General features: G+C 66.3%; 21 protein-coding genes. 10 read left to right on the plus strand and 11 right to left on the minus strand.

The window, feature by feature from the left end:
- Positions 1-5 precede the first annotated feature (5 nt).
- The 3 genes from FVD38_RS20985 to rsmB are packed head-to-tail and all read right to left on the minus strand — an operon-like array spanning position 6 to position 4,531.
- On the minus strand, positions 6-2,315 hold the full coding sequence (locus tag FVD38_RS20985; protein WP_147936585.1) for a sensor histidine kinase: 2,310 nt from the start codon (positions 2,313-2,315) through the stop codon (positions 6-8).
- Complete coding sequence (locus FVD38_RS20990; RefSeq protein ID WP_123070795.1) at positions 2,305-2,880, minus strand: DUF4390 domain-containing protein; 576 nt, start codon at positions 2,878-2,880, stop codon at positions 2,305-2,307. The genes FVD38_RS20985 and FVD38_RS20990 overlap by 11 nt, the downstream gene beginning before the upstream one ends.
- 43 nt (positions 2,881-2,923) lie before the next feature.
- Positions 2,924-4,531 (minus strand): 16S rRNA (cytosine(967)-C(5))-methyltransferase RsmB, encoded by a 1,608-nt coding sequence (gene rsmB / locus FVD38_RS20995; RefSeq protein ID WP_229493864.1) that lies wholly within the window; start codon positions 4,529-4,531, stop codon positions 2,924-2,926.
- A 205-nt stretch (positions 4,532-4,736) separates the two neighbouring features.
- On the opposite strand from rsmB, the gene argS reads away from it, so the two are divergent.
- The 7 genes from argS (at position 4,737) to FVD38_RS21030 (ending at position 11,192) form a co-directional block, all read left to right on the plus strand.
- Positions 4,737-6,449: an arginine--tRNA ligase gene (argS, locus tag FVD38_RS21000; RefSeq protein WP_147936586.1), complete on the plus strand. Its 1,713-nt coding sequence runs from the start codon at positions 4,737-4,739 to the stop codon at positions 6,447-6,449.
- Positions 6,450-6,493: 44 nt separating this feature from the next.
- Positions 6,494-7,162 carry an SPOR domain-containing protein gene (locus FVD38_RS21005; RefSeq protein WP_147936587.1) on the plus strand — a complete coding sequence of 223 codons (669 nt, stop codon included), beginning with the start codon at positions 6,494-6,496 and terminating at the stop codon, positions 7,160-7,162.
- 7 nt (positions 7,163-7,169) lie between these two features.
- The gene (locus tag FVD38_RS21010; protein ID WP_147936588.1) at positions 7,170-7,952 is read left to right on the plus strand and encodes an SDR family oxidoreductase; all 783 of its coding nucleotides are present in this window, start codon (positions 7,170-7,172) and stop codon (positions 7,950-7,952) included.
- Complete coding sequence (locus FVD38_RS21015; protein ID WP_147936589.1) at positions 7,949-8,713, plus strand: biotin--[acetyl-CoA-carboxylase] ligase; 765 nt, start codon at positions 7,949-7,951, stop codon at positions 8,711-8,713. The genes FVD38_RS21010 and FVD38_RS21015 overlap by 4 nt, the downstream gene beginning before the upstream one ends.
- Positions 8,710-9,453, plus strand: a complete 744-nt coding sequence (locus FVD38_RS21020; RefSeq protein WP_147936590.1) for a type III pantothenate kinase — start codon at positions 8,710-8,712, stop codon at positions 9,451-9,453. Before FVD38_RS21015 ends, FVD38_RS21020 begins: the two co-directional genes overlap by 4 nt.
- Positions 9,447-10,181 carry an SPOR domain-containing protein gene (locus FVD38_RS21025; RefSeq protein WP_147936591.1) on the plus strand — a complete coding sequence of 245 codons (735 nt, stop codon included), beginning with the start codon at positions 9,447-9,449 and terminating at the stop codon, positions 10,179-10,181. The genes FVD38_RS21020 and FVD38_RS21025 overlap by 7 nt, the downstream gene beginning before the upstream one ends.
- 219 nt (positions 10,182-10,400) lie before the next feature.
- The gene (locus FVD38_RS21030; protein ID WP_147936592.1) at positions 10,401-11,192 is read left to right on the plus strand and encodes a PEP-CTERM sorting domain-containing protein; all 792 of its coding nucleotides are present in this window, start codon (positions 10,401-10,403) and stop codon (positions 11,190-11,192) included.
- 87 nt (positions 11,193-11,279) lie between these two features.
- On the opposite strand, the gene FVD38_RS21035 is transcribed toward FVD38_RS21030, so the two are convergent.
- The 6 genes from FVD38_RS21035 to FVD38_RS21060 form a co-directional block, all read right to left on the minus strand.
- Positions 11,280-12,308, minus strand: a complete 1,029-nt coding sequence (locus FVD38_RS21035; protein ID WP_147936593.1) for a septal ring lytic transglycosylase RlpA family protein — start codon at positions 12,306-12,308, stop codon at positions 11,280-11,282.
- A 19-nt stretch (positions 12,309-12,327) separates the two neighbouring features.
- Entirely contained in the window at positions 12,328-13,446 is a 1,119-nt protein-coding gene (gene rodA / locus FVD38_RS21040; RefSeq protein ID WP_147936594.1) for a rod shape-determining protein RodA, read from the minus strand.
- Positions 13,447-13,449: 3 nt separating this feature from the next.
- Positions 13,450-15,396 (minus strand): penicillin-binding protein 2, encoded by a 1,947-nt coding sequence (mrdA, locus tag FVD38_RS21045; RefSeq protein WP_147936595.1) that lies wholly within the window; start codon positions 15,394-15,396, stop codon positions 13,450-13,452.
- 16 nt (positions 15,397-15,412) lie between these two features.
- Positions 15,413-15,931 (minus strand): rod shape-determining protein MreD, encoded by a 519-nt coding sequence (gene mreD / locus FVD38_RS21050; protein WP_123070366.1) that lies wholly within the window; start codon positions 15,929-15,931, stop codon positions 15,413-15,415.
- A 6-nt stretch (positions 15,932-15,937) separates the two neighbouring features.
- Positions 15,938-17,029, minus strand: a complete 1,092-nt coding sequence (gene mreC / locus FVD38_RS21055; RefSeq protein ID WP_147936596.1) for a rod shape-determining protein MreC — start codon at positions 17,027-17,029, stop codon at positions 15,938-15,940.
- 100 nt (positions 17,030-17,129) lie between these two features.
- On the minus strand, positions 17,130-18,173 hold the full coding sequence (locus FVD38_RS21060; RefSeq protein WP_005667820.1) for a rod shape-determining protein: 1,044 nt from the start codon (positions 18,171-18,173) through the stop codon (positions 17,130-17,132).
- 315 nt (positions 18,174-18,488) lie between these two features.
- Between FVD38_RS21060 and gatC the strand changes: the two genes are divergently transcribed.
- Genes gatC through gatB form a run of 3 tightly spaced genes read left to right on the plus strand, consistent with a single transcriptional unit; the run spans position 18,489 to position 21,796 of the window.
- Positions 18,489-18,788, plus strand: coding sequence for an Asp-tRNA(Asn)/Glu-tRNA(Gln) amidotransferase subunit GatC (gatC, locus tag FVD38_RS21065; protein ID WP_147936597.1), 300 nt, complete (start codon positions 18,489-18,491; stop codon positions 18,786-18,788).
- 39 nt (positions 18,789-18,827) lie between these two features.
- Positions 18,828-20,303 carry an Asp-tRNA(Asn)/Glu-tRNA(Gln) amidotransferase subunit GatA gene (gatA, locus tag FVD38_RS21070; RefSeq protein ID WP_147936598.1) on the plus strand — a complete coding sequence of 492 codons (1,476 nt, stop codon included), beginning with the start codon at positions 18,828-18,830 and terminating at the stop codon, positions 20,301-20,303.
- A gap of 32 nt (positions 20,304-20,335) precedes the next feature.
- Positions 20,336-21,796 carry an Asp-tRNA(Asn)/Glu-tRNA(Gln) amidotransferase subunit GatB gene (gene gatB / locus FVD38_RS21075; protein ID WP_147936599.1) on the plus strand — a complete coding sequence of 487 codons (1,461 nt, stop codon included), beginning with the start codon at positions 20,336-20,338 and terminating at the stop codon, positions 21,794-21,796.
- Between the two features lie 387 nt (positions 21,797-22,183).
- Here the strand turns inward: gatB and pyrE are convergent, their stop codons facing one another.
- Positions 22,184-22,858 (minus strand): orotate phosphoribosyltransferase, encoded by a 675-nt coding sequence (pyrE, locus tag FVD38_RS21080; protein WP_123070754.1) that lies wholly within the window; start codon positions 22,856-22,858, stop codon positions 22,184-22,186.
- A 33-nt stretch (positions 22,859-22,891) separates the two neighbouring features.
- Complete coding sequence (locus FVD38_RS21085; RefSeq protein ID WP_147936600.1) at positions 22,892-24,844, minus strand: hybrid sensor histidine kinase/response regulator; 1,953 nt, start codon at positions 24,842-24,844, stop codon at positions 22,892-22,894.
- Between the last annotated feature and the right edge of the window lie 32 nt (positions 24,845-24,876).

Below are 24,876 nucleotides of genomic sequence, written 5' to 3' on the forward strand. Positions count from 1 at the left end.
TGCACTTAAGCCAAGTTTGCTGATGGGGCTGGGTCTTGGGATAACTTTAACAGCAAAATCGACACTGCCGCGCCAGTTCCATCTGTACGGTTGCCGACGTCGATCCGGCCGCCGTGTTCGTCCACGATCTTCTTGACCATGGGCAGGCCCAGGCCGGTGCCGCGGGCCTTGGTGGTGATATACGGTTCGAAGGCGCGCGCCAGGATTCGCGGGGCGAAACCGGGGCCGTTGTCGACGATCGCCAGGCGCACCGCGACGCCCTGCAGGCCGTCGGCGCCGGTGTAGTGGATCGCCTCGGTGCTCACGTCCACGCGCGGCGGCGGGGCATCGGGGCCGCGCTCGACCAGCGCATCCTGGGCGTTCTGCACCAGGTTGTGGATCACCTGGCGCAGCTGGGTGGCGTCGCCCATCACGCGCGGCAGGTCGGGCGCCAGGCTGGCGTGGATGATGTCGTGACCATCCTCGGCCAGGTACAGGTTCAGGATCTCGCCGATCAGGCTGTTCAGGTCGAGCTGGTCGAGCGTTGCCGGCGGCGTGCGCGCGTAGTCGCGGAAATCGTCGACCATGCGCTTCATGGCGTCGACCTGGTTGACGATGGTGGTGGTGCCGCGCTTGAGCAGCTCGGCCTCTTTCGGCGGCAGGCTGCCCTCGAGCTTCATCTGCATGCGCTCGGCCGCCAGCTGGATCGGCGTGAGCGGGTTCTTGATCTCGTGCGCCAGGCGCCGCGCGACTTCGCCCCAGGCCACCGAGCGCTGGGCCGTGATCACGTCCGAGATATCGTCGAACACGACGATGAAGCCGCTGTCGGCGCCCACCGGCAGGCGCGAGCCGCGCGCCAGCAGCACCAGGTCGTGGTCGTGTTCGTCGCCGCTGCCGCGGCGCGGGATCTCGATCTGCTGCTGCCAGTGGGCGCGCTTGCGCCGCTCGGCCGCCGAGTGCGCGCTCTGGGCCGAGAAGGCGCGCGTGATGCAGTTCGAGAAGTGTTCCAGGCCCGGAATCCGGGCCAGCGGCCCGGCCATCGCGCCCGGTTCCACCTGCAGGATGCGGTAGGCGGCGTCGTTCGAGTTCACCACCAGGCCTTCGGCGTCGAGCACGATCACGCCGGCCGACATATTGGCCAGCACCGATTCCAGGTGGGCCTTGGCGCTTTGCAGCGCGGCGCGGTTGCGCTCGACCGCGCTCCTGGCCTCGAACAGCTGGCCGGTCATGGCATTGAACGATTGCGTCAGCGTGCCCAGTTCGTCCTTGGTCTGGACGATCGGCCTGGGCGACAGGTCGCCCTCGGCCACCGCCTGCGTGCCCTCGGCCAGCACCAAGAGCGGCTGCGCCAGGTTGCCGGCGATGAGGAAGGCGCTGCCGACGGCGCCGAAGATCGCCAGCAGCAGGGTCAATGTCAGCATCCCGATGTACATCTTGCGCAGGCCCGTGCGCGCCTCCAGGCGCAGGCGGTATTCGCTGTAGGCCGAACGCAGCACCTCGGCGTTCGAGGCCAGGTTGACCGGCACCGACTGCAGCAGCTGCAGGTAGCGCTGCGGCGCGCCGGGCGGCTCGGGCACGGCCAGCACCACGCGCAGGCGCAGGCCCGTGACGGCGTCGAGCGCGCTCGAGACGCCGTCGAGCCCCTCTTCGCTCAGGTCGCGATCGACCCCGCCTTCGGCCAGCGCATACCCGCCCGGCATCGCGGCGCTGCGCAGCATGCGTTCGTTGGGCGCGTCGGCCGCGAGGTTGGCGCCGCGGTCTTCCAGCGCGGCGGCCAGCACCGCGCCCTTCTCGTCGACCAGCATCGCGCTTTGCAGGCCGCTGGTGTCGGCCAGCAGGCGCGCCAGCACCGGCTGCGCGCTCATGTCGCCCTGGCCCGCCAGGGTCGCGGCGGCGGTCTGCGCGGTCGCGCCCAGTTCGGCCAGCGATTCGTCGAGCGCGGCGCGGCCCAGGTTCAGGCCCGACTCGATCGCCGATTCGATCTTGACGTCGAACCAGGAGTCGATCGAATGGGAGACAAAATTCACCGACACCATGAAGATGACGACGCCGGGCAGGATGCCGATGCCGGCGAACAGCAGCACCAGTCTCGCCATCAGGCGCGAGCCGAACTTGCCGGCCTTGTGGCGCGAGTACAGGCGGCCAAGGGCGACCGCGACGAAGGCCAGCAGCACGAAGGCCACTGCGCCGATCAGTCCGATCAGCCAGCCATAGTAACGGCCGAGGAATTCGGAATTGGCCGAGGCCGATGCGAGCAGGAACAGCAGGATGCACACCACGGCGCAGCCCACGACGAGGGCGTAGCGCAAGACCTGGTTGACCGGTCTACTCTGCACGATAGGTAAAGGTCTTCCGGCTGGACGTCAGGCGCCAGTCGGAATCGTTGAAGGCGTTGACCTGCAGGGGTTTTTGCAGGTATTCGCGGTCCATGTACATGCGCAGCGAGACCTCATACTCCTCACCTGGCTTGAGCTTGCCCTTGGGTGCGATCAGCCAGCGGGTCGGCCGGCGCACCATGAACATCGCATCCTCGAAGGTCTGGAAGCGTTCCTGGAAGGAGCCGACCACCGTCACGTAATACTGGCGCGTCAGCACGTCATAGGAAATGCGGATGGTGCGCTTGGCGGATACCGCCCGCTCGTCGCGCCACCACCAGCGTGGCCGCACCAGCTCGATCTCGGTGGTGAAATGCAGTTGCACGCCGTGCTGGAGCGCATCCCTCAGGCCGCTGTTGAGCTCGAAATCGTAGACCGTGTTGAGCCGGTAGCCGTCGTCGCTCGCTTCGATCGCCGCGCGGCTGATCTCGATCCCGTCGGCCGCCTGCGCCGGTACCCACGCACCAACGCACGCAAGCGCCAGCAGCAGCTGGCAGGCGAGGAGGCGTAAAAGTCGTAACGTCACGGGTGAGCCGGGGCCTTAAAAAATGCGCGTAGTGTAAAAGAACTTACGCCGCTTTCTTCTGGAACAGGGCGTAGAACAAACCGTCATGATCCTGTCCGGCGCCGCCGAGCGGCAGGAGTTGGCCCGGCGCGTCGAGGCGGACCGCGTCATGGCGAGCCGCGAAAGCGGCTGCCTGCGCCTCCGATTCCTGGGGCCAGAGCGAACATGTCACGAACAGCAATTTACCATCGGGCAGCAACATCTGCCAAAGATTGTCGAGTATTTTGGAAGAAAGTGTTGCAAGTTGGGATGTATCCGACTTGCGGCGCAGCCAGCGGATATCCGGGTGGCGGCGCACGATGCCCGAGGCGGTGCACGGCACGTCGGCCAGGATACGATCGTATTGACGGCCATCCCACCAATCGCGGCTGCCGGCGTCGGCGGCCAGCAGGGTCGCGTCCAGGCCCAGGCGGCCCAGGTTGTCGCCCACGCGCGCCAGGCGCGCCGCGTCGGTATCGACCGACGTCAGCTGCACGTCGGCCGTCTCGAGAATGTGGCCGCTCTTGCCGCCGGGGGCGGCGCAGGCATCCAGCACCCGCATGCCGTCCCTGAGGTCGAGCAGCGGCGCGGCCAGCTGGGCGCCGGCGTCCTGCACCGACACCACGCCATCGGCGAAGCCCGGGATCTGGGCCACGTTGACGGCGTGGGCCAGGCGCACCGCGGTCAAGCCCACCTGTTCGGCCTGCAGGCCGGCGTCGTTCAGGGTGTCCAGATAGGCGGCGACGTCAGTCTTGCGGCGATTCACGCGCAGGGTCAGCGGCGGATGGACGTTGCCGGCCGCGAGCACCGCTTCCCACTCGTGCGGATAGGCCGCGCGCATGGTGTCGATCCACCACTGCGGATAATTGAAGCGCGCCAGCGGCTCGCGCAGGGCTTGCTCGACCAGCGCCTCGCGCTCGCGCAGGAAGCGCCGCAGCACGGCATTGACCATGGCCTTGGCATGGGCGAAATCGGGATGGGCCGCGGCCGCGCTGACGGCCTGGTCGACCACGGTGAAGGCCTCATAGGGGGCGGCCTGGCCCTCGGGCGTATCGAGCAGGGAGAGGGCCGCGCACAGCAGGCCGCCCAGCATTGGCGGCTCGGGCGCCTTGCTCGTCATCAGGCCCAGCAGGGTCTCGCTGCGGCCCAGCTGGCGCATGGTGCGATAGGCGATGTCCTGGATCGCGCCGCGCGCCTGCGGCGTGGCGTCGTAGGCGCCGAATACGGCAGACAGGGCCTGCGGCAGCGCACTGCCGCCGCGCACGCGCGCCACGGCGCTGGCGGCGCCCAGCAGCGCCAGGGCCAGCGAGTCGGATTTGAGGTCGGGACGGAAGTCGCGCTGCGGCGCGACTTTCACTTCGTGGCTCTCGCGCAGCCGGGGTTCCTCGCGCGCCGGACGCGACTGGCCCGGGAAGTCGCCTCCCTGCACCCGCGGCGGCTTGCCGACCGGACGACTTTCGGGGTTGCCCGGACGCGGCTGGCCGGACGCGGCCGGCCCTGGTTTGCCGCTGCCACGACCCGCGGCGCCCTGGCCGCCCTGCCCCGGATTGCGGCCGACCGCGCCCGCGGTGCGCCGGTCGGCGGCGGGCCTGGCCTTGGGTTTCAGGGTGAGCGTTGGACGCTTGTCAGTCATGGCGAATAAAATGTTGCGAAAATGGGCTCCCATTGTAACGGTTATGCCTTTGGCGACGCTTAATATGGTTGTTGAACCGCCAATCGCGAACGCCGTGGCCAGCCAAAGCGTGGCATCAAACTAGTATAATGTGCACTGTTTGCCTGCTCATCTTCCCGATAAGAGGCGCCGCCCATACGTAGTACCTAATTTTTCGACCATTCCCATGCTCGCCCAACAAAAACAACAAATCGTTGCCCTGTTCCAGGCAGCCCTCGCCCCGATCGTCGCCGGCACCGACCTGGCCCCCAACGTGGTGCTGGAGCGTCCGCGCGATCCTTCGCACGGCGACATCGCCTGCAATATCGCCATGCAGCTGGCCAAGCAGCTCAAGACCAATCCGCGCGAACTGGCCACCCGCCTGGTCGCCGCGCTGCAGGCCGAGCCGGGCGCGCAGGGCCTGATCGAATCGGCCGACATCGCCGGCCCCGGCTTCATCAACCTGCGCGTGGCCGCCGCCGCCAAGCAGGCGGTGGTGCGCGACGTGCTCGAGCAGGGTGAGGCCTTCGGCCGCGCCGGCGCCGCCAGCGGCCACCATGCGATCATCGAATTCGTCTCGGCCAACCCGACCGGCCCGCTGCACGTCGGCCACGGCCGCCAGGCCGCGCTGGGCGATGCGCTGTCGTCGCTGTTCGAATCGCAGGGCATCGAAGTGACCCGCGAGTTCTACTACAACGACGCCGGCGTCCAGATCGCCACCCTGGCCACCTCGGTGCAGGCGCGCGCACGCGGCTTCAAGCCGGGCGACGCCGAATGGCCCGAGTCGGCCTATAACGGCGACTACATCGCCGACATCGCGGCCGACTTCCTGGCCAAAAAAACCGTGTCGGCCAGCGACGGCGCACCGGCCACCGCCAGCGGCGACGTGGAAGACATCGAATCGATCCGCCGCTTCGCGGTCACCTACCTGCGCAACGAGCAGGACCAGGACCTGCAGGCCTTCGGCGTCAAGTTCGACAACTACTACCTCGAATCGTCGCTGTACGCCGACGGCAAGGTCGAGACGGCGGTGCAGGCCCTGGTCGATGCCGGCAAGACCTACGAAGACGGCGGCGCCCTGTGGCTCAAGACCACCGACTACGGCGACGACAAGGACCGCGTGATGCGCAAGTCCGACGGCACCTATACCTATTTCGTGCCCGACGTCGCCTACCACATCCAGAAATTCCGCCGCGGCTTCGACCAGGCGATCAATATCCAGGGCAGCGACCACCACGGCACCATCGCGCGCGTGCGCGCCGGCCTGCAGGCGGTGAACATCGGCATCCCGCAGGGCTACCCCGACTACGTGCTGCACAAGATGGTCACCGTGATGAAGAACGGCGAAGAGGTCAAGATCTCCAAGCGCGCCGGCTCCTACGTCACCGTGCGCGACCTGATCGAATGGTCGGGCAATGGCGACGTCACGCGCGGCCGCGACGCGGTGCGTTTCTTCCTGATTTCGCGCAAGGCCGACACCGAGTTCGTGTTCGACGTCGACGTCGCCCTCGCGACCAATGACGAGAATCCGGTCTACTACGTGCAGTACGCCCACGCGCGCATCTGCTCGGCGCTGGCCAACTGGGGCGGCGACGTCGCCAGCCTGGCCAAGGTCGATCTGTCGCCGCTGACCGAATCGCACGAGTCGCAACTGCTGGCCAAGCTGGCCGCCTACCCCGAGATGCTGCAGCGCGCGCAGGCCGAACTCGGCCCGCACCAGGTCGCGTTCTACCTGCGCGAACTGGCCGGCGAGCTGCACAGCTACTACTTCGCGCACAAGTGGCTGCTCGACGACAGCGAAGCCCTCAAGCTGGCCCGCCTGGCGCTGGCCGCCGCCACCCGCCAGGTGCTGCGCAACGGCCTGGCCCTGATCGGCGTCTCGGCGCCGGACAAGATGTAAGGCGCAGGTAGTACAAGCCCAACGTTTCATCACCAGAAAGCGTCATGACCGACATCCGTACCGTATCGAAGCTTAGCCAACGCTACCAACGCGGCAGCACCCTGACCGGCATCATCATCGGCCTGATCGTCGGCCTGGGTATCGCGGTGGCGGTCGCGCTCGTGATCACCAAGGGCGCCTCGCCGTTCACCGACCGCTCCAACAAGATGGGCCGCCCGGCCGACCTCGAGCCGAGCCAGGCGTCCGATCCCAACAAGCCGATGTACGGCAACCGGGCGCCGGTCCCGGTGCCGCAGGCGCCGGCCCAGCCGAGCGCACCGGCGACCGTGCCGAAGGCGCCGCAACAACAGCCCGATTCCGACCCGCTGGGCGCCGCCATCGCCGGCATGCAGGAGCCGCGCCCGAGCGCGCCGCCACCGCCGCCGGCCCCGGTAAACACCGCCGCTCCCGCCCCTGGCGCCGCGGCCGTGACCGACGGCTATATCTATTACCTGCAGGCCGGCGCCTTCCGCGAAATGTCGGATGCCGAGAACACCCGCGCCAAGCTGGCCCTGCTCGGCTTCGAGGCTGCGATCAGCGACCGCACCACCGACAGCGGCGTGCTGCACCGGGTGCGGGTCGGTCCTTATTCGCAAGTCGAAGCCGTCAACAAGGCGCGCGCCAAGCTGCTCGACAGCGGCATCGACGTCGCCATCGTGCGCAACCAGCGCTGATCCCACGATGACGCGGACGGAGCGCGTCTTCATCACCGGCGCCTCGAGCGGCATCGGCGCCGCCCTGGCGCGCGAATACGCCGCGCGCGGCGCCACGCTCGGCCTGCTGGCGCGGCGGCGCGACCACCTGGTCGCGCTTGCCGCCTCGCTGCCCCACCCCGAACGGCATCACATCTACGCGGTCGACGTGCTCGATCGCGATGGCCTGGCCGCCGCCGCGCATGACTTCCTCGCCACCAATGGCGGCGCCGACGTCGTCATCGCCAGCGCCGGCATCTCGCACGGCACGCTCACCGACCGCGCGGCCGACCTGGCCGTGTTCGACGCGGTGTTCGCCACCAATGTAAATGCCACGGTCGCCACCTTCGCTCCTTTCATCCCCGCCATGCGGCGGCAGGCGACGCCGTGCCGCCTGGTGGGCATCGGCAGCGTAGCGGGCGTGCGCGGCATGCGCGGCGCCGGCGCCTACTGCGCCAGCAAGGCCGCCGTGCATAGCTATTGCGAAGCGCTGCGGCTCGAGCTGCGCGCCACCAACATCCGGGTGGTGACGATCGCCCCCGGTTATATCGATACGCCCATGACCAGCAAGAACCGTTTTCCCATGCCATTCCTGATGCCCGCCGACCGCTTCGCGGCGCACGCCGCCGCCGTGATCGCGCACGGCGACAGCTACCGTGTATTGCCCTGGCAGATGGGCGTCGTGGCCAAGCTGCTGCGCCTGCTGCCAAACTTTGTGTTCGACCGCCTGTTCGCGCGCGCGCCGACCAAACAGCGCCAGGGGGAAGCATGAACGCCGAAGGCATCCGCGCGCTGTCGAAGGCCGGCGTGGCGGTCGAAGTCGTGGCGCAGACCGGCTCCACCAATGCCGACCTGCTGGCGCGCGCCGCGCTGCTGCCCGCGCCGCTGCTGCTGGTGGCCGAACACCAGACCGCCGGCCGCGGCCGCGCCGGCCGCAGCTGGCTGTCTTCGCCTGAAGGTTCGCTGACTTTTTCGCTGGCCTGGAAATTCGACGGCGGCCCGCAGGCGCTGGTCGGCCTGCCGCTGGCAATCGGCGTGGCGCTGGCCGAGACGCTCGGCGCGCTGGGTCAGCAAGTTCAATTGAAATGGCCGAACGACCTGCTCAAGGATGGCGACAAGCTGGCCGGCATCCTGGTCGAAACCCAGTCCGCGCCGGGCGGCGGCACCTGGACCGTGATCGGCATCGGCCTGAACCTCCTGATGCCGGACGAGATGGAGGCGCAGCTAGGCCGCAGCGCCGCCGGCGTGCCCTGGCTGGCGCGCATGGAGCGCGACGTCCTGATGGCGGCCCTGCTCGACGGCCTGGCCGCCTGCTTGAGCGAATTTTCCGCACGCGGCTTCGCGGCCTTCGCCGCGCGCTGGAACCTGCGCCACGCCTGGCAGGGCGAGACCGTGGTCTTGCTCGACCAGGGCACGGTGCGGCACGAGGGCCGCGCCGCCGGCGTCGACGACAGCGGCCGCCTGCTGCTCGACACGGCGGAGGGCCGGATCACGGTGATGGCCGGCGACGTCTCGCTGCGGGTGAAGACATGATGCTGCTGGTCGACGCGGGCAATACCCGCGTCAAGTGGGCGCTGGCCGACGATGCGAGCGCCCTCGGCATGTGGCGCTTTCACGGCGCCGTGCTGCACGCCGGGCTCGATGAAGCGGCAGCCGAATGGGCGCTGGCCGGCGTGACTCGCGCGCTGGTGTCGAACGTGGCCGGTCCGCAGCTGGCCACGCGCATCGCGGCCCTGCTGCCGGCGGGGATCGAGGTCGAATGGTTCGCCTCCACTTTTGAGCGCGCCGGCCTGCGCAACGGCTACCGCGAGCCGGGCCGGCTGGGCTGCGACCGCTTCGCCGCCGCCATCGGCGCGCGCGCCCTGGCGCCCGGCCGGGACCTGGTCGTCGCCACCTGCGGCACCGCGACCACGGTCGACGCGGTCACGGCGGACGGCTTGTTCGTGGGCGGCATGATCCTGCCCGGCCTGGCGCTGATGGCGTCCAGCCTGGCCAGCAATACGGCACAACTGCCGCAGGTGGCGCCGGGCGCCCTGCCGGCGCTGTTCGGCGACAACACGAATGACGCGATTCTCTCCGGCGTGCTGTCGGCCCAGGCCGGCGCCATCGAGCGCGCCGTGGCCGGACACGGCGCCTCGGCCTGCATCGTCTCGGGCGGCGCGGCGCCATATATCGCGCCGGCGCTCAAGGTCGCGCACCAGGTGGTCGATAATATCGTGCTGGTCGGCCTGCAGGCGGCGGCCGCATCGACGAAAGGGGAAACGCCTTGCTGAAATTCGTATTCTGGGCGCTGCTGGCCGCGAACGCGGCGCTGCTGGCCTATGGCCAGGGCATCCTCGGCCAGCCAGGGGCCGGCGAACGCGAACCGGCGCGGCTGAAGAACCAGCTGGCGCCCGAACGTATCTCGCAGCTGACGGCGGTCGAGGCCAAGCGCGCGTTGGACGAGGCGGAAGCCGAGGAAGCCAGCGATACCGAAGCGCCTGCCGAGCCGTCCGCCGCCGCACCATCGCCGGCGCCGGTCGCCGTTGCGCCAGACCTGATCGCCTGCGTGCAGGCCGGCCCCTTCAGCGTCGCCGATGCCCGCCGCTTCGAGGCGCGGGTTGCCTCTCTCGACCTGGCCGCGCGCCAGACGCGGGTCGAGGTGCCGTTCCAGGAAGTGACCAGCCGCCTAGTCTACCTGCCGCCGAACGGTGGCCGCGAAGGCGCCCAGCGCAGCTCCGCTGAGCTCAAGGAACGTGGTGTCGAGAATTTTTACACCATGCAGGGCGATTCGCCGCTGCGCTGGGCGATTTCACTCGGTGTGTTCAAGACCGATAGCGCGGCCCAGAAACTGGTGGGCCAGCTGCAGCGCCAGGGCGTGCGCGGTGTGCGGGTGCTGCCGCGTGGCCCGCAGGTCATGCGCGCCGCCTACCAATACAGGGCGATCGACGCCGGGACACGCATTCGCCTGACCACGGTTGTCGGTAACTTTCCCAATGCGGGCCTGGGCACCTGCAGCTGACGTCCCGGCCACTCGTCGAGCCATGAAAGCGCGCCATCCGGTGCGCTTTTTTTATATGTGGCGCGTGCGGATGAGCATCTGGAGTGTCGAATATCTTTACACTTAGTTTTTCTCAAGAAAAAATTATTAACGAAAACAAATACTTATATCTTTGGCACACTACTTGCTATATATCAAATCAAGTTGTTTCAATATAATTTCACTTTCCAAGGGGATAACATGAACCGAATCGCTACTGCCTTGCTGCTTGCTGCCGCCACGCTGTCGACCACTGCTTTCGCTGCACCTATCGCGCTGGACGGCTCGCTGTCGAATGGAATGCTGGACCAGGGCCACTACAAGGCTGTCTTCACCAACAACACCGCGCCGCCAGAGAAATACACTTTCAATAGCCTGTCGTATTCGTTCTCGTTCAAGGACGATGGCGAGGTGATGAAGCTGGTGTCGACCAGCGACCGCAAGGAAGGCGCGTATGGCAGTGTCAAGCATGGCGAATCCCACCGTGATGTGACGGTCGCCACCACCAATACCTACACCGGTGAACAGGAAAGCGTTGCCCTGTGGTTCGGCAATTTCCTGCTCGGCAGCGGCAGCACGCAGCTCGTCCACTCGAGCGAAACCAGCGCACCGAGCTTCCAAGAAATTTATGACGGCAAAAAGTGCACGGTCTGGTTCATCGCCTGCTTCGCTTCGCACGACCAATACTCGAACACCACGACTACGACCACCACTGTGAAAAATGCCTACACTGGTGAATTCACCATCAGCGGCACCGTGACGAACCAGTCCATCATCGATGCCCTGCTGAACGATGGCCAAATGACGTTCAAGCTGAAAGTCCTGGGCGACCTGATGCTCACCAACTCCCAGTTCCTGCTCGACTACACCAAAGTGGAAGATCAGGTCGAACAGCCGGGCGAAGTGCCTGAGCCGTCGAGCGTCCTGCTGGCAGGCGCCGGCCTGGCCGCGATCGGCTTCCTGCGCCGCCGTCGCAGCGCTGCACAGGCATAAGCGGTTCCTTTCCGCTCGCAAAAATGGCCGGTTCGCCGGCCATTTTTCATGGGCGTGGCGGCACCAGCCCGAACAAGTGCGAGAAGATCAGCGTTGGACCACGATCGGCTTGAAGCCCAGGCTGGAGGGCAACGCGCGCATCGCTTCCATCGCTTCGGCGCGGCTGGCATAGGGACCGCCATACAGGCGGTTCAGCGAACCTACTTTCACCACCTCGAGCTTGCCCAACTCGACGCCGGCATTGGTGATCTTCTGGCCCATCGCCTCGGCGGTGCCGGCCCGGCCATAGGCGCCGAACTGGATGAAATAGCGGCCGGCGCTGGCCGGCGCCGGCTCCGGCTCGTCAGCAGCCGGCTCGGCCTGCCTCACCAGCGCCGCGCTATCGGAATGGATCCGGTCTTCCAGCATCAGTGCCTCGATCTCGGGCGGCGCCGATTGCGCGATCGATGCGACTTCGCGCCGCACGGCGGCGATCTGCGCCGGCGGGACGATCGGATCGCCCGGGAACAGGCGCTCGATCTCGACTTCGTGGCTCCCCTTGCCCAGCAGGCCGAGCTTGAGCGCCGCCGTGTACGAAACGTCGATGATGCGGCTGGCGTGGAAGGGGCCGCGGTCGTTGATGCGCACCACGACCGAATTGCCGGTATCGAGGCTGGTCACCCGCACATAGGACGGAATCGGCAGGGTCGGATGCGCGGCCGTCATCTTGTACATATCGTACAGTTCGCCGGACGCCGTGCGCTGGCCGTGGAATTTGACGCCATACCAGGTGCTGACGCCGCGCGCGCTATACGGCACGTCATTCCCCAGCGGCGTATAGGTCTTGCCCAGCACCGTGTAGGGACGGCTGGTCCACTTGTTGAAAGGCTCGGCCTTGACCACGGCGTCCGGCACGTCAAGCAGGCCGTCGGGGATGTTGTCGCCGGGGCCGTCATCCTTGTAATAGCCGCCGCGGCCCGACTTGGCGGCCGGTAGCTGGGGCGCCTTGCCATGCTTGGCGGTCGGTTTATGTGGCCAGGGGAAAGGATTGAGCCGTTTGTGTTCTCCGGTGCTGCTGCAGGCCGATACCAGGATGGCAACCGGTATGACCGCCAGGAAGCTTGTACGAACGCCCATTGGCTGTCCTTTATGAAATCTAAGTCTGCACCAGTTTACGATGTCTTTGAATACTCATCAATATGCCGGCGCCAAGGCCGAGTGTGATAAATGCCGTGCCGCCGTAACTCATGAAGGGTAGCGGCACCCCCACGACAGGCAATATCCCTGAGACCATGCCCATATTGACGAAGGCATAAGTAAAGAAAATCATCGCAATCGAGCCGGCCAGCAGGCGGCCGAAGGTGTTCGGCGCATTGGCCGCGATCATCAGGCCGCGTCCGATCAGGAGCAGGTAGACGAACAGCAGGAACAGGTTGCCAATCAGGCCGAATTCCTCGGAATACACGGAGAACACGAAGTCGGTAGTGCGTTCCGGCACGAATTCCAGGTAGCCCTGGGTGCCCTGCATATAGCCCTTGCCGTTCAGGCCACCGGAGCCGATCGCGATGATCGACTGGATGATGTGGAAGCCCTTGCCCAGCGGGTCGGAGGTCGGGTCGATCAGGGTCATCACCCGCTGGCGCTGGTAGTCGTGCATCATCGACCAGCCGATCGGCAGGAAGGCCAGCACGCTCACCGTCACCGCGGCGATCGCCTTCCACGACAGGCCGGCCAGGAAGATCACGTACAGGCCCGACGACGCGACCAGCAGCGAGGTGCCCAGGTCGGGCTGCTCCATGATGAGGGCGACCGGGATCATCAGGATCACGGCGGCCACGATGTAATGCCGCCAGCCGGCCACCTGGGCCCGGGTCTGGAAGTACCAGGCCAGCATCAGCGGCAGGCCGATCTTCATGATCTCGGATGGCTGGATGTCGATGACGCCGATGTGCAGCCAGCGCTGCGCGCCCTTCTTGATCAGGCCGAACATCGCGACCGCGACCAGCAGGGACACGCCGATCGCGTAGACCGGCACCGCCAGCCGCATCAGGTTTTGCGGCGCGATGTTCGCGGCCACCCACATCACCGCGAACGACAACAGGAAGTTGCGGATCTGGTGCTCGACCCGGTCCGGGAAATCGGCGCCGGCCGACATCATGGTGACCATGCTGATCGTCACCAGCATGGCCAGGATCAGGGTCAGCGGCAGGTCGAACACCGTGAAATACGGGCGCAGGCGGCGGCGCAGCGAGCGCCGTTCTGGAATATGGGCCATGGCTTACTCGGTTCGGGTGGCGATGACGGGGGCCGCAGCCGGCGCCGCCTTCTTGACGGTGACGGGACGAGCGCCTTCCTTCGGTTCCGGCGGTGGCGCCGGACGCTTGCCGAGGATGGCGTAATCGAGCACCTTGCGCGCGATTGGCGCCGCCACGACGCCGCCGAAGCCGGCATTCTCGACCACCATCGCCAGCGCGATACGCGGTTGCTCGACCGGCGCGAAGGCGGTGAACAGCGCGTTGTCGCGATGGCGTTCGTCGATCGCATTGGCATCGTACTTCTTGCCGCGCAGGCCGATCACCTGCGCAGTGCCGGTCTTGCCGGCCGAGGAATACGTGGCGGTGGAGAAGGCGCGTTGCCCGGTGCCTTCGCGCATCACGCCGGCCATCGCATCCTTGATGAAGTCGAGGTGCTCCTGCTTCATCGCCAGGCGCCGGGTTTCCTTGGGCACCGTCAGGGTGCGCTCGCGGGTGATGCCGTCCTCGATCATCTTGACCAGGTGCGGCTTCATCACCACGCCGTCATTGGCCAGGATCGCGGTCGCATGCGCCAGCTGCAGCATGGTGTAGTGGTTGAAGCCCTGCCCGATCGAGATCGAGATGGTGTCGCCGCCCACCCATTTCTGGGCCGCGCGGTTGCGCTTGAAGCGCTCGGCCTTCCATTCCTTCGACGGCAGCACGCCGACTTTTTCATGATCGAGATCGATCCCGGTCGGCTGGCCGAAACCGAATTCGCGCATGAATTTGGAGATGTTGTCGATCCCCATCTCGTTGCCCAGCTGGTAGTAATAGGTGTCGCAGGAGTGGGCGATCGAGTGGTACATATTGACGATGCCGTGGCCGCCCGGCTTGTCGTCGTTAAAGCGGTGCCCGCCCAGCATGAAGAAGCCGGGGTCGCGGATCGCGTCCTGCGGACGGCGGTAGCCCATCTCGAGCGCCGCCAGCGACATGAAGGGCTTGAAGGTCGAACCAGGCGGATAGGTGCCCGACAGCGGACGGTTCATCAGTGGCCGGTCGAGCGAGGTGTTCAACTCGTTCCAGCTCTGGTAATCGATGCCGTCGACGAACAGGTTCGGATCGAAGCCGGGCCGCGAGACGTAGGCCAGCACGTCGCCGGTTGACGGTTCGATCGCCACCAGCGCGCCGCGGTGGTCGCCGAAGGCTTCCTCGGCGACCTTCTGCAGCTCGATGTCGATCGACAGGATCAGGTTGCTGCCCGGGACCGGCGCCGTGCGCTTGAGCGTGCGGATCGCGCGGCCGCCGGCCGAGCGCTCCACCTGCTCGTAGCCCGTGACGCCGTGCAGCTGGCGCTCGTAGCGCTTCTCGACGCCTTCCTTGCCGATATGGTCGGTGCCGTTGTAGTTGGCGGCGTCGTCACCCTCCTCGATCGCGGCGGCTTCCTTGGCGTTGATGCGGCCGATGTAGCCGATCACGTGCGAGGCCACCTCGCCCATCGGGTACTGGCGGAACAGGCGCGCCTGCACCTCGACGCCGGGAAAACGGAAACGCTGGGCGGTGAAGCGCGCCACCTCGTCATCGGTCAGGCGGGTGCGCAGCGGCACGCTGGCGAAGCTGCGCGACTCTTCGCGCAGGCGCTTGAAGCGGCGCCGGTCGCGCGCATCGATCGCCACCAGCTTGGCCAGCTCGTCGATCACCGATTCCATGTCGGCCTGCAGCTTGGACGGCGTGATCTCGAGCGTATAGGCGGAATAGTTGCGCGCCAGGACCACGCCGTTGCGGTCCACGATCAGGCCCCGGTTGGGCACGATCGGCACCAGCGCGATGCGGTTGTCCTCGGCCTGCGCCGCGTACTGGTCGTGGTGCAGCACCTGCAGCCAGACCACGCGCGCGACCAGCAGGCCGAAGCAGATGAAGACGAGCGCCACCAGCGCCGTGAGGCGCATCCGGAACTGGTGGATCTCGCGGTCGCTGTCCTTGAACTCGGTCATTCTCGAAAAAACCTCGTCAGATCGGGCGGGTATGGTCGCGGTCGACGGCGCGCCGCTGCGGCGCCAGCAGCAGCCAGGTGATCACCGGCCACATGGCCACCGCCACCACGCTCTCGACGAACGGCAGCAGGCCGGGGAAGCGGCCGGAAACGATCATGTGCACGACCAGCTGGATGGCCTGGGCCAGCAGCAGCAGCGGGAACACGTGCATGGCCTGGGTCAGCAGCGGGAACCACAGCACGCGGCGGTGGATCATGATGGCCAGGTAGGACAGCACGGTGTAGGCGAGCGCGTTCTCACCCAGCAGGCTGGCGTCGTGCACGTCCATCAACAGGCCCATGCAGAAGGCGACGCCGATGCCGACCTTGCGCGGCTGGTGGATGCCCCAGAACACCAGCACCAGCGCGACGAAGTCGGGCGCCCCGACCCAGCGGCCCCAGGGCATCAGGTTGAGCATGAAGGCGCACACCAGGCTGAAGGCGATGAACAGCGGGCTGACGGGCAGCAGGATGTAATGCGGACGGCGACCGGGCATGGCGGCTTACTCCGTTCGGGCGGCCGGCGCAGGCGCGGTCGCAGTCGTTGCAGGTGGCGTGGCGGCCGCCGGACGTGGCGTGGCCGGTGGAGTCGCCGCAGGCTGGCTGGCCGGCGTCGGCGCGCCATTGGTGGGGGCCGGGGCGGCGGGCCCGCCGGCCGCCGGCAGCGGCGAGGCCGGCAGCGGCAGCGGCGGCACCGGCGCCATCTTCGGCATATTGCGTCGGCTGGCGGCAGGCGGCGCCTCCGGACCCGGGCGCGGCGGCAAGGCATTGTGCGACATGATCACCAGCACCTGGCGATTGCGGTCGATGCCGGCCAGCGGCTGGCCGACCACGCGGCCGAACGAGCCGGCGGCCTTCTCGACCTGGGTCACGCGCGCCACCGCCAGGCCGGCCGGGTATATCCCGTCCAGGCCCGAGGTCACCAGCACGTCGCCCACCTGGATGTCGGCGTCCTGGGCCACGAAGCGCAGGTCGAGCAGGCCCGTATTGCCGCGGCCATAGACGATGCTGCGCAAGCCGCTGCGCAGCACCTGCACCGGAATGGCCTGGTCCTTGTCCGTCAGCAGCGTGACTTCGGAGGTGAACGGGAACACGCGGGTGACCTGGCCGACCACGCCGGCGTGGTCGATCACCGGCAGGCCGAGCGACACGTCGTCGCGCGAACCGCGGTTGATCACGATGCGGCGGGTGGACGGGTCGCGTGCGTCATACAGGATCTCGGCCATCTGCGACTGCACCGGCAACTGCTGCTTGCCTTCCATCAGGCGTCGCAGATGCGCGTTCTCGGCCATCTGGAACTGGGCCTGCTGCAGCAACTGGGCGCGCGCCAGCTCCTGGTGCTTGAGGGCCTGGACTTCCTTCTGCAAGGTCGACAGCGACGAGAAATAATCGCCCATATTGGCCAGCGCCTCGCGTGGCATCAGGGCCGCCATCTGCATCGGATAGAGCACGGTGGCCGCGACCTGGCGCACGCCGGACAGCAATCCCATGCGGGCGTCGACGAACAGCAATACGATGGCGATCAGTGCGCAGACCATCGCCTTGACTCGTGCTGGGGCGCCTTGTTTGAACAGCGGCGGAGGACTGTATTCCATGACGTCCGTTGGTGATAACGCGGGCGATCAATACCAAGGCGGGCAGATGCGCGCAGCTTGTGACCGCACGCCCTGCCCGCCCCCGTCGATCATGTGCGTCTTATTCGTACGAGAAGATCGAACCAAGCTTGTCCATGCGCTCGAGGGCCATGCCCGAGCCGCGCACCACGCAGGTGAGCGGATCTTCGGCGGCCAGCACCGGCAGGCCGGTTTCTTCCATCAGGAGGCGATCCAGGTCGCGCAGCAGCGCGCCGCCGCCGGTCAGCATCATGCCTTTTTCGGCGATGTCGGCGCCCAGTTCCGGCGGCGCCTGTTCCAGCGCGTTCTTCACGGCCGACACGATCTGGTTCAGCGGATCGGTGAGGGCTTCCAGGATCTCGTTGCTCGAAATGGTGAACGAGCGCGGGATGCCTTCGGACAGGTTGCGGCCCTTGACTTCCATTTCCTTGACTTCGGAACCCGGGAACGCCGAGCCGATCGCCTTCTTGATCGCTTCGGCGGTCTGTTCGCCGATCAGCATGCCGTAGTTGCGGCGGATGTAGTTGACGATGGCTTCGTCGAACTTGTCGCCGCCCACGCGCACCGAGCCTTTATAGACCATGCCGCCCAGCGAGATGATGCCCACTTCGGTGGTGCCGCCGCCGATGTCGACCACCATCGAGCCGGTCGCTTCCGAGACCGGCAGGCCGGCGCCGATCGCGGCCGCCATCGGCTCTTCGATCAGGTAGACCTGCGAGGCGCCGGCGCCGAGCGCCGATTCGCGGATCGCGCGGCGCTCGACCTGGGTCGAGCCGCACGGCACGCAGATGATGATGCGCGGCGACGGACGGAAGAATTTCGAGTCGTGCACCATGCGGATGAACTGCTTGAGCATCTGTTCGGTGACGGTGAAGTCGGCGATCACGCCATCCTTCATCGGGCGGATCGCTTCGATATTGCCGGGTACCTTGCCGAGCATCTGCTTGGCTTCCTTGCCGACTGCCTGGATGGTCTTCTTGCCGTTCGGGCCACCTTCCTGGCGGATCGCGACCACCGACGGCTCGTCCAGGACGATGCCCAGGCCGCGGACGTAGATCAGCGTGTTGGCGGTGCCGAGGTCGATCGCCAGGTCATTCGAGAAGTAGCTGCGTAAAAAACCAAACATGGGTGTCCTGATGCGCATCAATGTGCGCCTAAACATTGATCGGGGATTCTGTGCCGCACCTGCCAAGCAATGGGCACCGCGGACTTCGCATGCGCGGGTGCCGGGCTTTCGGCACGACAACGCATTAGCCCGCCATTCTACCTTATAATTTGTCGTTTACATGCTGAATACAGGTGGTTTTCCCCACCGAATTGCAAGCGATTTGGACGGTGTTTGCAGGGTTTTATCGCCTTTAAGAAGCCGTTCGCTGACAACTTGCTAACATTCATTATTCGCCGAATCACTTTTTGCGCGCTGATGGCGTGCCATATAGCCATGTCCCTGACCCTTTCCGACGTAAAACGCATCGCCAATCTGGCCCAGCTCGACATGGACGAAGCCCATGCCGAGACCGCGCTGGCCGAGCTGAACGGCATCTTCGCGCTGGCCGAGCAGATGCAGGCGGTCGATACCACCGGCGTGGCGCCGCTGGCCCAGCCGCTGTCGGCCATCCTGGCCCTGCCGCTGCGCCTGCGCGACGATGCGGTGACCGAAGAGAACCGCCGCGAGGACTACCAGGCGCCGGCGCCGAAGGCGCAGGATGGCCTGTACCTGGTGCCGAAGGTCATCGAGTAAACCGCCGCTTTCACGAATCGCTTAAAGATCGAACCGCACATGCATAACAAGACCATCAAGGAGCTGTCCGCGCTCCTGCACTCGAAACAGGTGTCCGCGACCGAGCTGGCGCGCCACTACCTCGGCCGCATCGACGCGAGCGGGCACAACGCCTTCCTGCACGTGGACCACGAACTGACCTTGGCCCAGGCCGCGGCGGCCGACGACCGCCTGGCGCAGGGTACGGCCGGCCCGCTGACCGGCGTGCCGATCGCGCACAAGGACATTTTCGTCACCCGCGGCTGGCGCACCACGGCCGGCTCGAAGATGCTCGACGGTTACGTCAGCCCCTTCGATGCGACCGTCGTCGACCGCTTCAAGGCGGCCGGCATGGTCACCCTGGGCAAGGTCAACCTGGACGAATTCGCGATGGGTTCGGCCAACGAGAACTCGGCCTATGGCGCGGTGAAGAACCCGTGGGATGCCAGCGCCGTGCCGGGCGGTTCGTCGGGCGGCTCGGCCGCGGCGATCGCCGCGCGCCTGGCGCCGGCCGCCACCGCGACCGACACCGGCGGCTCGATCCGCCAGCCGGCCGCCTTCTGCGGCGTCACCGGCATCAAGCCGACCTATGGCCGCGTGTCGCGTTTCGGCATGATCGCCTTCGCCTCGTCGCTGGACCAGGGCGGCCCGATCGCCCAGACCGCCGAGGATTGCGCGCTGCTGCTCAACGAAATGATCGGCTTCGACGAACGCGATTCGACCAGCCTCACGGTCGAGCAGGGCAATCTGCGCGAAGACTATACGCGCGACTTGAACAAACCTTTGGACGGCCTGCGCATCGGCGTGCCGTCTGAATACTTCGGCGAAGGCCTGGCTAGCGACGTCGAAGGCGCGGTGCGCGCGGCGCTCGAGCAGTTCGTGAAACTGGGCGCTGTCCTGGTCGACATCTCGCTGCCGAAGACGGCGCTGTCGATTCCGACCTATTACATCATCGCGCCGGCCGAAGCCTCGTCGAACCTGTCGCGCTTCGACGGCGTGCGCTACGGCCACCGCGCTGCGGAGTACAAGGATTTGCAGGACATGTACCGCAAAACCCGCGCCGAAGGCTTCGGCAGCGAGGTCAAACGCCGCATCCTGGTCGGCACCTATGTGCTGTGCCACGGCTACTACGACGCCTATTACGTGCAGGCGCAAAAGATCCGGCGCCTGATCGCCGACGACTTCCAGGCCGCCTTCGCCGACAAATGCGACGTGATCATGGGACCGGTGGCGCCGACGGTGGCATGGGACCTGGGCTCCAAGGCCAATGACCCGGTGGCGAACTACCTGGCCGACATCTTCACGCTGTCGACCAGCCTGGCCGGCCTGCCCGGCATGTCGATCCCCTGCGGTTTCGGCACCGGCGACAAGAACGGCAAGCGCCCGGTGGGCCTGCAAATCATCGGCAACTACTTCGCCGAGGCGAAGCTGCTGAACATCGCGCACCAGTACCAGCAGGCGACCGACTGGCACCAGCGTACGCCCGAAGGCGTGTGATCCGCGACGCTACTGAACAAAGAGAGAACACTATGCAATGGGAAGTCGTCATCGGTCTTGAGAATCACGTCCAGCTCACGACCCAATCGAAAATCTTCAGCGGCAGCTCGATCCGTTTCGGCGCCGAGCCGAACACGCAGGCCAGCCCCGTCGACCTGGCGCTGCCGGGCGTGCTGCCGGTGCTGAACCGCGGCGCGGTCGAGCGCGCGATCCGTTTCGGCCTGGCGGTCGGCGCGAAGATCGCGCCGCAGTCGGTCTTCGCGCGCAAGAATTATTTTTATCCCGACCTGCCTAAGGGTTACCAGATCAGCCAGTTCGAGGATCCGGTGGTCCAGGGCGGCACCGTCAGCTTCGCTTATGAAAAAGACGGCAAGCTCGAGACCAAGACCGTCAACCTGACCCGCGCCCACCTCGAGGAAGACGCCGGTAAATCGCTGCATGAAGACTATGCCGGCATGAGCGGCATCGACCTGAATCGCGCCGGCACGCCGCTGCTGGAGATCGTGTCCGAGCCCGAGATGCGCAGCGCGAACGAGGCCGTGGCGTATGCGAAAGCGCTGCACTCGCTGGTGATGTGGCTGGGCGTCTGCGACGGCAATATGCAGGAGGGGTCGTTCCGCTGCGACGTCAACGTCTCGGTGCGTCCGGTCGGCCAGAAGGAATTCGGCACCCGCTGCGAGATCAAGAACCTGAACTCGTTCCGCTTCATGGAAGAGGCGATCCACTATGAAGTGCGGCGCCAGATCGAGCTGATCGAGGACGGCGGCAAGGTGATCCAGGCGACGCGCCTGTGGGACCCGGACCGTAAAGAGACGCGCTCGATGCGCACCAAGGAAGACGCGCAGGATTACCGCTACTTCCCAGACCCCGACCTGCCGCCGCTGGTGATCGGCCAGGACTGGATCGACCGCGTAAAGGCCGAGATGCCCGAACTGCCAGGCGCCCTGCGCGCGCGCTTTACGGGCGAGTACGGCCTGCCGGAGTACGACAGCCTGGTCCTGACCTCGTCGAAGGCGATGGCTGGCTACTACGAAGCCGTGGTGGCGAAGGCCGGCAAGGAAAACGCCAAGGCGGCTGCCAACTGGATGATGGGCGACGTCTCGTCGACCCTGAACCGCGAAGGCGTGGACATCGGCGACGCACCGGTGAACGCGGCGCAACTGGCGCTGCTGCTCAAGCGCATCGCCGACGGCACGATCTCGAACAAGGCCGGCAAGGAAGTCTTCGCCGCGATGTGGGAAGCCAAATCGGACGACGAGAACTTGGCCGACACCGTGATCGACCAGAAAGGCCTGAAGCAGATCTCCGACACGGGCGCGCTGGAAGCGATCGTCGACGAAGTCCTGGCCGCCAACGCCAAATCGGTCGAACAATACCGCGCCGGCAAAGAAGCCGCCATCAACGCCCTGATCGGCCAAGCGATGAAGGCCTCGAAAGGCAAGGCCAATCCCGCCCAAGTCACCGAACTGCTAAAACAAAAACTCGCCGGCTAACTCCCTAGCCCATCGACAATGAGGGTCAGAGTAGAATTATTGAGCAATTTCCCAAAATTGCCGGTAATTCGACTCTGACCCTCATTGTTTTCAAGCGCAAGCAATTGCCCAAGTCTCGCACTCTGTCCCCACTTATTGAGCTCAAGCGAAAAATTGCTCAATAATTCGACTCTGACCCTCATTACTCAGACGGTTCGAATTCCCCTGGAACCAACGATTTTTAGGCGCAATCCCCAAGCGCTCAGACGACTCCCGCCTTTTGTATAACCAGGAAATTAAATCGAGCCCGCAGAGCAACAAAATAAATAGGGTCAGAGTCGAATTGTTTGACAACTTTGAGGAATTGCCCAATAAATCTACTCTGACCCTAATTGTTGGGTAATTGTTTTAGATGCCGTAGCGGGTGCGGTAGGCGGCGACGGCGTCTTTGTGCTGGGACAGGCTCGCGTCCTGGGTGTGGGTGTTGAGGTAGGTGAACAGGTCTTCGAGGTTGGCGATCGAGATCACGGGGATGTTGAATTCGCGCGAGACTTCTTGTACCGCGGACAGTTCGGATAATTCGTCGTCCTTGCCGGAGCGCTCCATGCGGTCCAGGGCGATCAGGACGGCGGCCGGTTCGGCGCCGGCGGCGCGGATCATCGTTACCGATTCGCGCACCGAGGTGCCGGCCGAGATCACGTCGTCGATGATCACGACCTTGCCCTGCAGTTTGGCGCCGACGATGGTGCCGCCCTCGCCGTGGTCCTTCGCTTCCTTGCGGTTGTAGGCGAACGAGGTGTCGCGGCCCTTCGCCGCCAGGGCCACGGCCGTGGCGCTGGCCAGGGTGATGCCCTTGTAGGCCGGGCCGAAGAGCATGTCGAATTCGACGCCGGAGTCGAGCAGGGTCTGGGCGTAGAACTGGGACAGCTTGCCCAGCGTGGCGCCGTCATGGAACAGGCCGGCGTTGAAGAAGTACGGCGACAGACGGCCGGCCTTGGTCGTGAATTGGCCGAACCTCAATACTTCGGCCTCGACCGAAAAACCGATGAATTGCTGGCGCAGGTCGCTCCGCAGTTCGCTCATATACTTCTCCCCTGAATGTCGAAAGCGGCTATTTTAATCCGTCGCGGCGTCGGCCGCGACCACCCGCGCCAGCTCGTCCGGATTGACCGGCTTGACCAGGTGACGCTCGAAGCCGGCCGCTTCGCTGCGCGCATGGTCGGCCGCAAGCCCGTAACCGCTCAGCGCCACCAGGCGGCAGCCCTGTCCGCCAGGCAGGGAGCGGATGCGCGCGGCGAGCTGGTAGCCGTCCAGCACCGGCAGGCCGATATCGAGCAAGGCCACGTCTGGCCGGAAGCGCTCGACCGCCGCCAGCGCGCCGACCGGTTCGTGGTACACCTCGACCGTGTGGCCATGCGCGCGCAGCAGGCGGCCCAGCGTGTCGGCGCCGTCGGCATTGTCGTCCACCAGCAGCACGCGCTGCGGCGCAACGTCCGGCAGCGCCGCCGGTGCCGATGGCGCCGGCACGATGGCCGCGCTGCATAGCGGCAGACGCACCACGAACTCGCTGCCCAAGCCGCGCCCCTCGCTGTGCGCATGGACGCTGCCGCCATGCAGCTCGACGATGTTCTTCACCAGCGCCAGCCCGATCCCAAGCCCGCCTTCGGCGCGATCGATGCTGCGTTTGCCCTGGAAGAACAGCTCGAACACCTGCTCGCGCACCTCGGGCGCGAGGCCGATGCCGGTGTCGCGCACGCTGATCTCGACCGCATCGGGACCGTCGCGCAGTACGCGCAGCCACAGCCGGCCACCCGGCTCGGTATAGCGCGCCGCATTGGTCAGCAGGTTCGACACCACCTGCGCCAGCCGCACCGGATCGCCTTCCCACACCAGGCCGGGCTCGATCTCGACCTGCAATTGATGGCGGCGCTGCTCGATCAGCAGGCTCGCCATCTCGACCGCCTTGTCGATCACCCGCGCCAGCTCGACCCGCTCGATCTTGAGCTCGATCTTGCCGCGCGTGACGCGCGAGACGTCGAGCAGGTCGTCCACCAGCCGCACCAGGTGGTCCACCTGGCGCTGGATGATCTCGCCCTCGCGACCGTGCGCGCCATCGCCACGCATGCGCATCAGCTGCAGCGCGGTGACGATCGGCGACAGCGGATTGCGCAGCTCGTGGCCCAGCATCGCCAGGAACTCGTCCTTGGCCTGGCTGGCCGCGCCCAGGTCCACCAGCAACTGCTCGCGCTCGCGGTGGGCGCGCTCGATCGCCTGGCGGCTGCGCACGTGTTCCGTCACCTCGACCGCGACCACGATCACGCCGTCCGGCCGGGCGTCGGCGCCCGCCAGCGGCTCCAGGCTGAACTTGAAATAGCGTTCTTCCAACCGTCCATGGGGATCGAGGCGGCTCAGCGCCAGTTCTTCCGCGTGATACGGCTCGCCGGTGGCGAACACGCGCGCGATCCGCTCCGTCACGCCGCTGCCGGCCAGGCGCGGAAACGCTTCACCGAAGGTGTGGCCGACCGGATTGTCGCAGTCGAACAGCTCCAGATAGCGGCGATTGACCAGGTGAAAACGCAGCTCGGGCCCCATGAGCAGGGCCGCCGCCACCGGCGCGTTCAGCAGCATCGCGTCGCGCTGGGCCAGCGCCACGTCGCGCTCGTGCCGCTCGGTCGCGTCGCGCGTGAAGCAGCGGGTGTAGCGCAGCCGGCCGTCCTCGAAATGCCCGTTCGAGTGGATCAACACGTGCTTGATCGAGCCGTCCTTGCAGCGCAGCCGCGCCGGCTGGTCGTACAGCGCCCCACCCGACAGCAGGGTGGTCAGGATGTAGTCGATCGTGGCCGGATCGGCGTGGAAGTCGGCGATGTGGTGGCCGACGTACTCGTCCCATGCATAGCCGAGCAGCTGCAGTTCGGCGCGGTTGGCCCACAGGATGGTGCCGTCCGGGCCCACCCGGTGCAGACCTTCGACGGCATTTTCCACGAAGTCGGCCAGCTCGGCGTTCGATGCGGCGGGCAGGCAGGCGCCGGAATCGACGATGCCCGCGAGTAGCGGTTTGTCAGTGTTCATGGACTTGGGAAGGTGGCAATCCGGCGTCAGGA

The sequence above is a fragment of the Massilia arenae genome (genome assembly GCF_008014745.1).
GTDB classification, from domain to species: domain Bacteria; phylum Pseudomonadota; class Gammaproteobacteria; order Burkholderiales; family Burkholderiaceae_D; genus Telluria; species Telluria arenae.